Raw genomic sequence first — 15,750 nt, forward strand, 5'->3', positions numbered from 1 at the left:
TTATCGAAAATAACTAAAAGCACTTAAACAAGACAGTAATATTCTTATATTGATTTTATAATTTAAATTTTATTACATAATATATGTATGTTATGTAAGAATATATATAAAAATTATGCATGAGAGCTTATTCGTGCTAACAAGGTCCTCTAATCATCTTAGTGATCTGGTTTTGGAAAACTCATCTCACTGTATTTTACAAAATGACTTTTATATTTTATTTTAAATCCCATCCATAAACACAGGAATAAAGGAATTCCTATGTAGGTTGCTATTACCTCGTTCCAGTTAAAAAAATCAGCAAAAAATGCTTGATAGTTTTGCCCAAGCGTTATAACTAAACAGATAATAAAAGCAAATATAGGTCCAATTGGGAAATATTTAGCACGATACGGTAATTTATCTAGATTATGACCTTGTGATATATATCCTTTTCGAAAACGGTAATGGCTAATTGCAATACCTAGCCAAGCGATTAATCCTGTAACCCCCGAGGCATTTAACAACCATAGATAGATGCTAGTTTTACTGTATACTACAGTCAAAAAACAAAGTCCTGCGACCAAAGTAGTAGCATATAATGCAGCACGAGGTATTCCTTTCTTAGATGTATTTGCAAAAATTCGTGGTGCTTTCCCATCAACCGCCAAAGAAAATAACATACGTGTAGCTGAGTACATGCCTGAGTTACCTGATGATAATACTGCAGTTAAGATTACAACATTCATCAAGGTGGCTGCTGATAAAAGCCCAGCATGTTGAAAAACTAGTGTAAATGGACTAATACTAACATCTTGAACGCTAGTTCTCAGAAGATTGGGATCAGTATACGGAATTATAATGCTAATAACAACTATTGCAAGAACATAGAATAATAAAATGCGCCAAAATACCTGACGTACTGCTTTTGGAATACTTTTTTGAGGATTGACTGATTCACCAGCGGCGATACCGATAAGCTCAGTTCCTTGAAATGAAAAACCTACAATCATTGCCACACTAATAATTGAAGAAAAACCACCTACAAAAGGGGCATCACCAATCGTCCAATTTTTCCATACTGTATTAGAAGAATAATATAGCATATAAAAAGTTATTAAAATCCCGATGATTACGAATATAATAACTGTAATTACCTTAATAAGTGATAACCAGTATTCAGCTGTGCTAAAATTTTTTACTGAAATATTATTAAGCAGAAAAATAACCCCTAAAAATAGAGCACTCCAAACCCATCCAGGTGTATCCGGAAACCACCAGCTCATGATGAGTTGTGCTGCCACCAGATCTACTGCTATAGTTATAGCCCAATTATACCAATAGTTCCATCCTAGCGCAAACCCAAAACCTTCTTCAACATACCTAGAGCCATAGGTAGAGAAGGATCCAGAAACTGGCATAAAGGAAGCTAATTCACCAAGACTAGTCATTAAAAAATAAACCATAAGACCGATGAGTGCGTATGCAATTAGAGCTCCGCCTGGGCCAGCTTTAGCAACGGTCGCTCCAGAAGCGACAAACAGACCGGTGCCAATGGAGCCACCTATAGCCATCATCATTAAATTACGCGTTTTGAGTTCTCTTCTTAAACCAGTGTGGTGTATTTTTTTCATGGTATTATATTTTAATAATTTATAATGGTAGGGCAATAAATAAACATTAGATAAAAGCTGTCATTAGAAAAATGCTTAATAAATTATATTTTCAGTATAATTTATATTATATAGTATAATTAATAAAAGCTGAACATGACGATAGCATTCTTTTATACTTTAATCAGTACGTAATTTTACAAATGTAATAAATTTTAAAAATTTTTTATTTAGTTTAGGGAAAAATTTATATTTATGTGATTATTATGAGAATCTAAGCAATCTATGGATATAGATTGTATTTATAACATTCTCATTCTAGCAGTTATGCAACTATAAATACATAATAATTACTGCGTATACAGCGTTTACTAAATGATTTTTGTTATCTACTAAAACCTTACAAAAGACACAGGATTGGTTAAGAGATAATATCTTATGACTGTATAACTTTAAGGGTAATTCATGATCTATAAGGTTGGTTCTAGTGATTAATAAAAAAAGCTTCTTTAAAAATATTACTCTTTTCTAATAAGTGGCGTGATTTTTATTTCATGCATAATAATATTAATTAGGATATATAAAGCATATTTATATATAGATGCAGTATTGAGTATGTAAAAAGAGCAATATTAGCGTGAATTGTATACTAATAAAGTAAAGAAATATTTTTTATAAAAACCATTAATAAACGGAGCTATTGCCCCGTTTATTACTATGCGTTTAAATAATAAATAGTAGATAATAGAAAGTGGCAAGGGATAAAAATTAAAACTTGTATATTAACCCAAGGCCAATAGTATTTTTAGTGGAGATACCTGCGTTACCAGTGAAATAATTTTTTTCTAATAGGTTAATTTTATAATCAATATAAGTCAACAAGTTAGTATTAAACTTATAATAAGTTCCTACATCAACATATTTATAGAGCTCTTTATGGTTAAAATGAGTAATTTGTTTACCTATTGACTGTATATACGATAAAGACGGGCGAAGACCAAAATCAAACTGATATTGAGCCACTGCTTCAAATTTCTGTTCTTTATTGACTACACCTTCGACTGATTTTGCCTCAACGTTGTTTTTAATATAAGTATTATTATGAGTTTCACCATACATTGTTGCTAAGTAAATATTATTTGCATCATATTTAATTGCAGCAGCCCAGGTTTCAGCAATATTATGCCCTGAACCTAAGTAAGCGCTTTTTTGGTTGTCCGTGCGATTTGCAGCAGTGTAGGCTGCAGATATACCTATACCCATTGGTGTAGTATAGCTCACTGAACTACCGACGCCTCTTCCGTTTTCTGTCTTAATATCTTTTGTAGTTTTGTCTGTGTTATTTTTTCCTTGGTATTGAAGTGCAAAATCAAATCCATCAAGTAAACCAAATAGATTGCTATTTCGATACGTTACCAAATCATTAGAGCGGCCAATCATTCCATTATTAGATTGGGGTGAGTCATTTCTACCCATTGGTAGAAAATTAGTCCATGCTAACGGGTCATGCCCTACTCCATAGTTTCTACCATAGTCTAAGGTTCCATAATCAGAAAATTTAAAACCAGCAAACCCAACATGAGGTTGAGAACCGGAATTGCTTTCTTTTTCAGATATATTATCTTGAACGTTATATTCTAACTGACCATAGCCGCTTAAAAGATCACTAATTTGTGTTTCACCTTTAAAACCAATGCGTATATAGGATTTATCACCATCATCATCAGTATTCTTGGAGCATTGATGTTTTAAATTAATTGTACCGTATAAATCAACTTTGTTACCATCTTTATTGTATATCTCTGCAGAATTAACATATCCAGAACTTAGAAGAGCTGGTATCATTACTGCAAGAATTTTGCGATGTATCATTGTATGATCCTCATTGAAGTGATTATCCGGAAATTCATCACCTAAATTTTCCGACAATAATTTTTGTGTAACCTCTCAGAGAGTTTTTGTTTTTTATACTCTTTAGAGATTTTATCATTGCTAGTTAAATTAATCTAGCTTAAAAATATTACTAATCTTTTATTACTAAAATAATTGGTGTGGTCTAATAACAGTAGCTAAAAATCTAAGTTCTCATTATAATTCAGCGTAAGTAACAAATCTTATAGAATATATAAAAGATTGTTGTATAATAATCATTATATCATAATTTTGTTATACCTAAGCTGAATACATATGAAGTATACATATATTATGCGTATGAAGTATATAGACACCACAATAAATACTCAGAAAGATACATTACGTGGTGTTCGTGGGAAAGCAATAAGATCTCTTACATTTTTTACTCCTGTAATATAGGAAGTCAATCGCTCTAAACCTAATCCAAACCCTGCGTGTGGTACCGTTCCATAGCGACGTAAATCACGATACCACCAATAATCTTCTATCGATATACCTTTTTCTATGAGACGCATGTCTAATATTTCAACACGCTCTTCTCTTTGTGATCCACCAATTATTTCCCCAATGCCTGGCGCTAAAATATCCATAGCGGCCACTGTTTTGCCGTCGTTATTTAAGCGCATATAAAATGCTTTAATATCTTTTGGGTAGTTTTTTACTACTACTGGAGCTTTAAAGTGTTTATCTGTTAAATAACGTTCATGTTCTGATGAGAGATCCAGCCCCCATTGTACTGGATGATCAAATTTTTGTTTAGATGATAACAAGATATTAATAGCATCAGAATAATCGATTTTGGCAAACTGAGTTAAGATACAGCTCTGCAATCGTATAATTATATTTGAATCTATTCGGCGAGAAAAGAAATCCATGTCATCAGAACGCTCTATTAGAACTTCTTGAAAAACATACTTAAGCATAGATTCTGCAAGAATAGACACCCCTTCTAAATCAGAAAATGCTATTTCTGGTTCTATCATCCAAAACTCTGATAGATGACGGCTAGTATTAGATTGTTCTGCGCGAAAAGTAGGACCAAAGGTGTAAATTTTTGATATAGCACTAGCATAGGTCTCCCCATGTAACTGACCGGAAACAGTAAGAAAAGTTTTTTTACCAAAAAAATCCATATCGTAATTCACTTTTCCTGATTCTGTGCGAGGCAGGTTTTCTGTATCCAATGTGGAGACGCGGAACATGTCTCCAGTGCCTTCAGTATTAGATGCAGTGAGTATTGGTGTTGCAATCCAGTAAAACCCCTCTTTGTTAAAAAAACGATGTAAAGCCTGTGCTATGGAATGACGAACACGTGTCACAGCTCCAATTATATTAGTACGTGGCCTAAGGTGAGCCACCTCACGAAGATATTCCAGGCTATGATTTTTTGCTGATATTGGATAGGTATTAGGGTTATCTACCCAGCCTACGACTTTTATATTAGCGGCCTGCATTTCAAAAGTTTGACCATTGCCTGGTGATTCTATAATTTTTCCGGTTACTGATAATGAGCAACCAGTTGTGAGACGTAATACATCCGAGTGTTCTTTTTCTGCTATTACTTGAAGAGAGTGAAAGCAAGAACCGTCATATACAGAGATAAAGGAAATACCAACTTTTGAGTCTCTACGAGTCCGAACCCATCCGCATACGGTGACTGTACTGCCTGTAGTTATACATCCTTTCAGGATGTCTGCTATAGAAACTATGTGCATATCAGTCTCCTGGTATTTATTGATATAACATGGAAAATTTTATGTATATTAAATTGCTATGTTCTATAGGTATTTTACCTGATATAATTAGTTAACACTTTAGTTAATTATTGCATGCTACTGATCTGCCAATTGTATTTAAGACTTTAATGTTTGATATAGATTACAGAGGTATGCTAATAATCAATAATTATTTTTAATATAAATATAATGTGTTTTCGTATAATTTTTTATTAATATACTTTTATGTATATAAAAGTATATAAGAGATAGTGGAAATGTTTTTAAATTTTCTTAATAGAATTGCTCAGGATCAAAAAAGAGAATAATAATATATTTTATTGGATTGTATGATCTTATTATATACTAATATTACCTTTATTTTATTACTTTATTTTATCTGTATATACAGTATTATTACAATATATAAAAAGATGCATGATTAGAAGATCTATAATATATATTATCGAGTAAAAAATATATGTTAATTTAAATAATTATTTGATTATATGATAAAAAATCACGCTGAAAAATTCATGGAATCAATAGTATTGATTATGATAGATTTTTCGTAATACTAATTGCTAATTATTGATATAGATTATATTTTAGACATATATCTTAATATTTAATTAAAAGATAAAAAATACATCGATATAGGATAACATAGAGCGATTACCTTTTTTTATCTATCATGACCTAATGATCTAATTACGGTTTAACTTAATAGTTTTTTATATAAAAACTAAAATAATTACTAAAAGTTTTCTATTTTATTAATTTACATATAGATTCTATAGAAAAAATACTATTATATTATAATAATAAATTTTTAAATTATACTTGCGTAATATGCTGTCTCTTAAAATAGTTTAAAAAATTTTTTTATGTTTAATATAATTATGTTTGACAATGATCAATCTGCATTTAAATTATAGGCAATTATCTATATAACTTATATCATTTCAACCTCTTATGTATAACTTTTACTTTTTATGTAGGTTTTTATGAAAATCGATATATTAAAAATTTTTTATATTATAATACAATTTAACACGCAATTTAATTATTTTTTCTATTACTGTGTTTAACACAAGCTTCTCTGGCGCACTACTTCATATAAACAAATACCGGTAGCTACTGAAACATTAAGAGAAGAAACGCCTCCCATCATAGGAATGTGTACTAGTTCATTGCAGCTCTCATGTGTGAGACGCCGTATACCTTTTTCTTCTGAGCCCATCACCAAAGATAATGGACCTGTTAAATTACTTTGATAAAGAGTTTGGTGAGTTTTATCAGTCGTACCAATAATCCAAATATTTTCTCGTTTTAATAAACGCATAACCCGTGCTAAATTAGTAACATGAATGAGGGGTATATTTTCTGTAGAACCACTAGCGACTTTGCTTACTGTAGAGTTTAGTCGTGCAGAGCGATTTTTTGGTATGATTACAGCGTGCACGCCAGCTGCATCTGCGCTGCGAATGCAGGCACCAAGATTATGAGGATCTGTAATACTATCAAGAATTAAAAAAAATGGATTATTGATTTTAGCTAATAAGGCTAATAAATCATTTTCTTGATATAAAGGCTTGCATCGCACAAAAGCAACAACACCTTGATGTACACCGCCTTCCGACTTCTGATCCATTCTGTTTCGAGTTTTTTTATGAATGATAATGTTATGCATCTCTAGCAATTGCATTAGCGTTTCTAAACGATTATCTTTGCGCCCTTGAAGAATCCAAACTTCTTTTAAGCGATGCGGAGCGCTATTAAGTATTGCTTGTACAGCATAAATACCAAAAACTATTTCATTCATATTTTAGATGCTTTAAATTACAATAATGTGTCATGTCTCTAATATATTATATATTATCTTATTTTGTTATTCTACGTATAGTATTCTTGATACCAGAGAAGTGTTATTAAAAAACTTTACTATTAAGAAATTCTTAATGTTTTTAAATATTTTTTGATTAATTATTTATTCATCATGTTTCTTTAGTATAATAATAATTATTATCTTATTCTTATCATCCATTAGGGGAATACTTGGTTTTAATTATCTTTAGAATGTTTTATTATAGTGAATATTATATAATATTATAAGTCAGTATATATATTTATAAATTTTTTTATATAAATTATTTTAAAATTATTTTTATTTCCTTTGTTTTTTTTGAGTATAAATTTTCTTTTTTAAGGTGCTATTTATATGAAATAATGTGCTTGTATGACTTATTAGTGCTAAAATAATTTTACGTTCTTCTAGATGAACGGAATCTAACCGTACCGTTACAGTATCACCTAAACGATAAGTAGGATTTACACGGTCTCCGATTAAGCGTTGCCTTATAGAATCAAAATGGTAACAGTTTTTTTCTAATGTAGATATATGAACTAACCCATCAATAAAAAAATCATCAAGACGTACAAAAAAACCAAAACTGGTGACACTAGAAATAGTACCGTTAAAGATTTCTCCAATTTTATTTTTAATAAAATCGCATTTTAACCAGTCAGTTACATCACGTGTAGCTTCATCGGCGCGGCGTTCTGTCATAGAACAGTGCTGGCCGAGCTGTAGCATTTGAGCTGTGGTATAATGATATCCTCCAGTGCTAGTGAGTTTGCAATTTTTTTCTAGATATTTTTGGTTTTTTGCTACAATATATTTAATAGTACGGTGTAGTATTAGGTCAGGATAGCGGCGAATTGGTGAGGTAAAATGCGCATAAGATGGAAGAGCTAAGCCAAAATGTCCACGATTTTCTGGATCGTAAACTGCTTGTTTCATTGAGCGTAATAGCATACTTTGTATCATGTCTTTATCTGAGCGTCCATGAATTTTTTTTAAAAGAGCTGAGTAATCTAGTGGACCTGGTTGTTCTCCGCCACATAGAGTCAGGCCTAGTTCGCTTAGGACGACACGAAAGCTTTTAATGTTATCGTCTACCGGGCGATCATGGTCCCGAAATAATGCTGGTGCACCATGTTCTTCAACAAAACATGCTGATGCAACATTTGCAAGAATCATGCATTCTTCGATAATTTTATGCGCATCGTTACGTACCATTTTTTCTACGCGTTCAATACGATTCTGTATATTAAAAATAAATTTAGCCTCAGCAATATCAAATACAATCCCTCCGCGTTGTTTGCGAGATTTTTTTAATGCTACATACATGCTGTGTAGTTCCTCTAGATTTTTTACTAAAGGTAAGTGTTGTTTTCGTAATTTTTTGTCTCCCTGTAAGATATTCCAAACTGTATTATAAGTTAGTTGCGCAGAGGAGTTCATAATCGCTTCATAATGTTTATAGCTAGTTAATTCTCCACTGGAAGAGACTGTCATTTCACACACCATGCATAAACGATCTACATCTGCATTTAACGAACATAGTTTAGTGGAGAGTACCTCGGGGAGCATTGGAATAACCCGTGATGGAAAATATACAGAGGTTCCACGATGTATAGCTTCATCATCTAACAAGGTACTAGGTTTTACATAGTAACTAACATCAGCAACCGCAACCCAAAGACGCCATCCACTATCTTTTTCGCGTATACAAAACACGGCATCATCGAGATCACAAGCATCGTCTCCATCAATAGTTATTAATGGTAATTCACGAAGATCAATGCGGTTATGTTTAGTATCTTCTGGTATCTCCACATTTACTTGTGAAATAAGTTTCTCTAGTCCTTTTGGCCATTGATGAGGAATATTGTGGGTGTGCAAGGCAATATTTACTGCCAGACTTGTGTCTATTGTCTTGCCAAGTATTTTGATAATTTTACCAATTGCTTGATTTTTTAATGTTGGGCGTTGTACTAGATCTGCTACTACAATAAAACCTAAATATTCGGTAAGTAGATTGTTGTCAGATATAAAGATCTCAAATTTTAAGCGATGATCATCTGGAATTACATAACCCCCTGTAGAATTACGTAGATAACGACCCACAATACGAGTATTCCGTGGCTCAATTACACGAATAACGCGTGCTTCTCGGCGACTTTTACGATCGGAGCTGATCTTTTGTGCAAGCACTATATCTCCATGTAGACACATTTTCATCTGTGTTATTGAGAGATAAAGGTCATCTTTGTTACCAGAGACGCGTAAAAAACCAAATCCATCACGATGCCCAATGACTTTTCCCTGTAATAGGTTAATTTTTTTAAGCACCGAGTAACCTTGCCGGCGAGTAAATCCTAGCTGTCCATCGCGTTCCATAGCTCGTAGCCTTCTTCGCAGGGCTTCGAGTTTTTCTTTTTCATAAATAAGTAGCTCTTTCGCTAATTCATTACGATGAATTGGATTTTTATATTTTTCTATATGATATAGGATAGATTCTCGACTAGGAATGGGGTTATCGTATTTTTGAGCTTCTCGTTCCTTAAATAGGTCGTATAACATTAAGGTTTCTCCATTCTGATCTGTCAAGTAACGTATTGATTGATGATGATGCAGTATAGTAGATACTGGCCTACAACTAGAATATTTAAGAAATATTGAGTTATATTATGAATAATATAGTATATATATTGTCATTTTGGATAGTGACGTGAGTCGTGAAATTATTACTGACCTTGATAGTATGAAATATATTTATTATTAACAATTACTTTATTATTCAGATAGCTACTTTATTACTCATCGAGTGATTGTAGAGAAGCATATTATAGATATTCTAACTAAAATCATATTATAATAGATGATGATTTTTTCTCTAGAGCGTTTGCAGTTGTAAAGATTGTAAGTGTGATGACTTTATAGGTCTATATAGCTCGTGAGGAAGAAAATCAAATAGTGATATTCAAAGAAGGGTAGTAAACCATTATGGTAATATTGATCAGCGCTCTAATATTAAAGGGGTATCTTTAGTATAAAAGTTTATAAAGTACAAGGATTACGTAATACAATGGTTTCACTACGATCGGGTCCGGTGGAAATAATATCAATGAGAACACCTGTTACTTCTTCAATACGTTTAATATAATTTAGCGCCTCGGGCGGTAAAAGTTCTAAATTTTTTATTCCAAACGTGCTGTGACTCCACCCTGGTAAGACCTCATAGATTGGTTCAGCCTCTTCCCAATGTTCATTAGTTAGAGGTGTAACGGTAATGTGGCTGTTATCTTTCATGCGGTAAGCTACACAGATTTTAACCTCTTTAAGGCCGTCCAATACATCTAATTTAGTAATACAAAAACCTGAAATGGAGTTTACTTGAACGGCTCTACGCACAGCTACAGCGTCTAACCATCCCGTGCGACGACGGCGACCAGTGGTTGCGCCAAACTCGTTGCCTCGTTTGCAAAGAAATTCACCAGTGTGATCACGCAACTCAGTTGGAAAGGGACCTGATCCAACGCGAGTAGAATAGGCTTTTAGAACGCCTAAAACATAACCTATACAACATGGACCAAGCCCGGTACCAGGTGATACACCTCCGGCAGTGGTAGTTGATGATGTTACATATGGATACGTACCATGATCGATGTCTAATAGTGTTCCTTGAGCCCCTTCAAAAATAATTAAATCACCGCGTTTTTGGGCAGCTTCTAGTAACCCAGAGACGTCAATGGCCATCCGCGTTAAGTTGTCAGAGATTTTCATGATATTTTTAAGCACTGTATAGTAATTTACTGCGCTGGTTTTATAGTAATGAACAAGCTGAAAATTATGATATTCCATCGTTTTCTTAAGTTTTTCTGCAAAAGTTTTTTTATTTAGTAAATCACCTAACCTGAGTCCTCGTCTAGCGATTTTATCTTCATATGCAGGACCAATACCACGACCAGTGGTTCCAATTGCCTGACGGCCTCGCTCTTTTTCACGTGCAATATCTAGAGAAACATGATATTCTAATAATAGTGGACACGCTGTAGAGATTAAGAGCGATTCTCCTACAGATTGCCCCCGAGATTCTAACTCTTGTACTTCTTCCATAAGAGCAGCGGGAGAGATGACTACACCATGTCCGATAATACTAACAACATGTGGATGCATGATCCCTGATGGAATTAAATGGAGGATTGTCTTTTCACCGTTAATAACTAGTGTGTGACCTGCATTGTGGCCACCTTGATAACGTACTACATATTGAGCCCATTCAGTAAGAAGATCAACGATCTTTCCCTTTCCTTCATCACCCCACTGGGTGCCAAGTACTACGACGTTTTTTTTCATTTTACAGAATTACCGATTTCTTTAAAAATAACGGAATATCATCATGAGTTAATGATAACAGATTACTACTAGTATACTGATCTGTTATGTATATATACAGGTTTACTATCAATTCAATTAACATTAAGCGAAGTAAATGGCTTTCAGTAGATTGCAGTATTTAGTATATCATTAATGTAAGATAGTATAATTTTTTATATCAAAAACAATATTATTCATAAGATACTCCTTAAATACTTATTCCGATTTAGGTGAAGCAGAAACAAATATAGTAATATCACTAGATGATTGAGTTTCGGAGATTTTTATTAATAATATTTAAAAAGCATCCTATATGTTATGGAGGTTGACTGTTTTTCAATTAAAAATAAAGAAATATATTATATAAAAATTTTTATCTTAATATATTTTAATGACATATATAGCGATAAATTAATATGTTATTAACTACATGTTAAGATATACTATTGCTTTTCAGTGATCACTATCGTTAGTTTTTAGAGTACATGATTAATAGCTGCGCATAATGGAAAAAGATTTTTTAGAGTAATACCTGCTATATTCATTCGACCTGATTGCAGTATATACACTCCAAATTCATTACGTAAACGCTCGATCTGTTTAGGTGATAGCCCGATTAAGGAAAACATACCAGTCTGTGATGTGATAAAGCTAAAATTAGTTGTTTTTATTTTTGTTTTTAGTGTGTCTACCAGTAATTGGCGCATTAGTGTAATACGTTCTCTCATGATAGATAATTCATTTTCCCATTGAAGACGTAAAGCTTGATTACTCAAAATAGTTAAAACGACTGCTGCGCCATGCGATGGCGGGCTAGAATAGTTAGAACGAATAGTTGATTTTATCTGACTAAAAGCCGTATCAACAATAGTAGATTGACTGGCGACAATACTTAAGGAGCCAACGCGTTCATTATATAAGCTAAAATTTTTTGAATAAGAGCTACATACAATAAGTTCCTTGTTCATCGTAGAAAAAATACTTAAACCGATAGAATCTTGAGCCAGTCCTTTAGAGAATCCTTGGTAAGCATAGTCAAATAATGGTATCCAACCTTTCTCGAGAGACATTTTAGACAGATATTTCCATTGTGCGTGAGATGGGTCCACTCCGGTTGGATTATGACAACAACCTTGAAAAACTACCACATCACCAGGACGAACAGAATTTAGGCTGTGTTTCATGGCGCTAAAATCTAGTGTATGGTTAATTGGATCGTAATAATTATACATATAGATTTTTAGTCCTGCTGCAGAAAAAATATTTTTATAATTTTGCCAACCAGGATTGCTAATCCAGATATTTTTTGCATTAGTTTGATTCGCAATAAAATCTGCTATAATACGTAATGCACCTGTGCCACCAGGTGTCTGCGCAGTACGTATGCGTTTCTGCTTGATTAGTGGATTGTTTTGCCCAAACAGTAACTCTTGAGTGTAATATCCAAAATCAGGAAGACCATCAATTTGTAGATAATTTTTAGTGACTTCTCGTTCTAAAAGAAATTTCTCTGCTTTTTTTACGCTAGAAAGTATAGATGTATTTCCGGTGTGATCTGTATATACTCCAATGCCTAAGTTAATTTTTTCTATATTTTGATCTGCATGGAATTCAGTATTTAAACCTAGAATAGGGTCCGGTGGTGATTCTTTAATTAGTTCAAACATTCTTTATATGTCCATTTTAATGTACGTTTTTTTAAATTGAGAAAAAAGTTTATACATAGATTATTAATTATGTGAGTGATAGACTGTTCACTTAAATTTTTGAGTTATCTCAATCACATTGAATATGTCAAACATGGAATGTGGTAAAAATTTATTTTTATAATATTGATAGAATAGTATTTAAAAATTTGTAGTTTAATAGTTATGATTAATAGTTATAAATAGTGATTTTTATTTTAGGATTTATTAAACATATTTTTATATCAGAATAATAATTCTTAATTTGTAAATAAAATAAAAATTAGTGAGCAAATGAGAGTAAAATTTAATCTAATTATATAATATTTAATGTATTATTAGTATTCTATCATCATAGAACTTACTTAAGAATTTTTAAAAATCTAGGTATTTAGAAATAAACTTCATAATAGTATGACACTAGTAAATTCAAATAATATTAAAAATAAAGATATTTATTGTATAATTACAAATATATACTTATTTTAAAATAATCTAAATTATTAAATAATTTAGATTAAAAGTCAAATAATAGATATGTGGTCTTTTAGTTAACTATATATCCTTGGTAGATTCACTCAAATTAAAATCACAGTGTTTTTCTAGTTCATAACAATAATTAACATTTAATATTTAGTTAAAATACTTAGTTTTTAGTAGTGTGGTATCTTAAAAAATATACTTATTGAATGATATATATCATATTTTTAATTATTTTTTCCTTATTTTGTAATTCCATTTTTTATAAATTTCATACATAAATTTTATTAATTTTATGAATTATAAGTTGATGCTTTGTATTATATTGTAGTGAATTATTATATATATTAAGATAGTAATTTTAATTTCATATTATTTACGATGAATAATTACTAATTTAATAAGATAAAAATCTTTATACTTTTAGAAAGATTCAAATTAAGTATTTACTAGAATACAATTATTACTTTATACATTAGATATGAAATATATTTCAATAATGATTCTGATAAAAACATGATATTATATCTAGATTTTTCTTGAGAATTTATATTTTTTTATAAGATATTAATGTTCTTGAATGATTAATAATAGCATTGTTAGGGGGTTGAATGAAAAGTCCAGTATGTATTCCAGTAGAAGGTCAGAAAATTACGTATTATCAAGGGAAACTTGATATACCAGTAAATCCAATTATCCCCTTTATCCAAGGAGATGGAATCGGGAGAGATATTTCTCCTGTCATGAGGAAGGTTGTTGATGCTGCTGTAAAGAAAGCATATACTGGTGAACGTAAAGTAAGTTGGATGGAGATATATACTGGTGAAAAAGCAGTACAGTTATATGGTCCGGGTATTTGGCTACCAGAAGAAACTCTGTCTTTTCTTAAAAAATATCATATTGCTATTAAAGGTCCATTAACTACTCCAGTAGGAGGTGGTATTCGCTCTTTAAATGTAGCTTTACGTCAGTTATTAGATCTATATATTTGTTTACGTCCAATACGTTATTATACTGGAACACCTAGTCCAGTGAAACATCCAGAAGTTATTGATGTAGTGATTTTTCGCGAGAACTCTGAGGATATATATGCAGGTATTGAATGGGCAGCTGGCACTAAAGAAGCAAATCAAATAATAAAATTTCTACGTCAGGAAATGAATGTTAAGAATATTCGTTTCCCAGAGCAATGTGGTATCGGTATTAAACCTTGCTCAGAAGCTGGGACAAAACGTTTAGTACGTGCTGCAATTGAGTATGCGATTACTAATAACCGTGATTCTGTTACCCTTGTTCATAAAGGGAATATTATGAAATTCACTGAAGGCGCTTTTAAGGATTGGGGTTATCAGGTAGCCATAGAGGAATTCAGTGGAGTCTCAAGCGATCATAGCGCGCAAGTTTTGATACAGAACCCCCATAATCAAAAAGATATTGTAATTAAAGATGTTATTGCTGATGCTTTCTTGCAACAAATTTTGTTGCGCCCAGCTGAATATGACGTGATTGCTTGTATGAATCTTAATGGTGACTATATTTCAGATGCAATAGCAGCACAAGTAGGTGGTATTGGAATTTCTCCAGGCGCTAACATTGGTAAAACCTGTGCATTGTTTGAGGCTACTCACGGTACTGCACCGAAATATGCCGGTCAAGATAAAGTTAATCCTGGTTCTATAATTTTGTCTGCTGAAATGATGCTACGCTATATGGGCTGGGTGGAATCAGCGAATCTTATTATTAGAGCAATGGAAAAGACCATTTCTGCTAAAACTGTAACCTATGATTTTGAGCGTATGATGCTCGGCGCGACATTATTAACATGTTCTGAGTTCGGTGAAGCTGTGATAAAAAATATGTAATCTGTGTTGGTTTTTTTAAATGATTTTTTCATTGATGTAATTAATTAAGATAAATCAATAGACGTAGTTAGATGATTGGTTCAAATTTAAAATTACTCAAATCTAATAATAATATTGAATAGTTATGCATATGCAAGCAAGCGTATGCATAACAATCTTTGTATTTCTATATTGGCTGATTATTAAGTAATATATTTGGGCGACAGGTTTATATTAGTTTAATAGATTATAGGGCTCGTGAGATCTAAGATATATTTTTTGAAACATTACAAAATA

At 32.1% G+C, this 15,750-nt stretch carries 8 protein-coding genes; 1 reads left to right on the forward strand and 7 read right to left on the reverse strand.

From position 1 onward, the window contains the following. Positions 1-158 precede the first annotated feature (158 nt). From ERCIPSPA2889_RS00475 to ERCIPSPA2889_RS00505, 7 genes are all read right to left on the reverse strand, one after another. Positions 159-1,613: an amino acid permease gene (locus ERCIPSPA2889_RS00475; protein ID WP_157988928.1), complete on the reverse strand. Its 1,455-nt coding sequence runs from the start codon at positions 1,611-1,613 to the stop codon at positions 159-161. Positions 1,614-2,360: 747 nt separating this feature from the next. Continuing rightward, positions 2,361-3,464, reverse strand: coding sequence for a porin (locus tag ERCIPSPA2889_RS00480; RefSeq protein ID WP_269472404.1), 1,104 nt, complete (start codon positions 3,462-3,464; stop codon positions 2,361-2,363). A gap of 368 nt (positions 3,465-3,832) precedes the next feature. Beyond that, a complete protein-coding gene (gene asnS / locus ERCIPSPA2889_RS00485; protein ID WP_157988929.1) occupies positions 3,833-5,221 on the reverse strand; it encodes an asparagine--tRNA ligase in 1,389 nt (462 codons plus the stop codon). A 1,087-nt stretch (positions 5,222-6,308) separates the two neighbouring features. Continuing rightward, the gene (gene rlmB / locus ERCIPSPA2889_RS00490; protein ID WP_157988930.1) at positions 6,309-7,046 is read right to left on the reverse strand and encodes a 23S rRNA (guanosine(2251)-2'-O)-methyltransferase RlmB; all 738 of its coding nucleotides are present in this window, start codon (positions 7,044-7,046) and stop codon (positions 6,309-6,311) included. A 342-nt stretch (positions 7,047-7,388) separates the two neighbouring features. Continuing rightward, complete coding sequence (gene rnr / locus ERCIPSPA2889_RS00495) at positions 7,389-9,650, reverse strand: ribonuclease R (protein ID WP_157988931.1); 2,262 nt, start codon at positions 9,648-9,650, stop codon at positions 7,389-7,391. A gap of 477 nt (positions 9,651-10,127) precedes the next feature. Continuing rightward, positions 10,128-11,426 (reverse strand): adenylosuccinate synthase, encoded by a 1,299-nt coding sequence (locus ERCIPSPA2889_RS00500; RefSeq protein ID WP_157988932.1) that lies wholly within the window; start codon positions 11,424-11,426, stop codon positions 10,128-10,130. A gap of 497 nt (positions 11,427-11,923) precedes the next feature. Next, positions 11,924-13,114, reverse strand: coding sequence for an amino acid aminotransferase (locus tag ERCIPSPA2889_RS00505; protein WP_157988933.1), 1,191 nt, complete (start codon positions 13,112-13,114; stop codon positions 11,924-11,926). Between the two features lie 1,109 nt (positions 13,115-14,223). Between ERCIPSPA2889_RS00505 and icd the strand changes: the two genes are divergently transcribed. Beyond that, positions 14,224-15,474: an NADP-dependent isocitrate dehydrogenase gene (icd, locus tag ERCIPSPA2889_RS00510; protein WP_157988934.1), complete on the forward strand. Its 1,251-nt coding sequence runs from the start codon at positions 14,224-14,226 to the stop codon at positions 15,472-15,474. Positions 15,475-15,750 lie beyond the last annotated feature (276 nt).

The organism is Candidatus Erwinia haradaeae (genome assembly GCF_900698985.1).
Classification (GTDB): domain Bacteria; phylum Pseudomonadota; class Gammaproteobacteria; order Enterobacterales; family Enterobacteriaceae; genus Erwinia_E; species Erwinia_E haradaeae_B.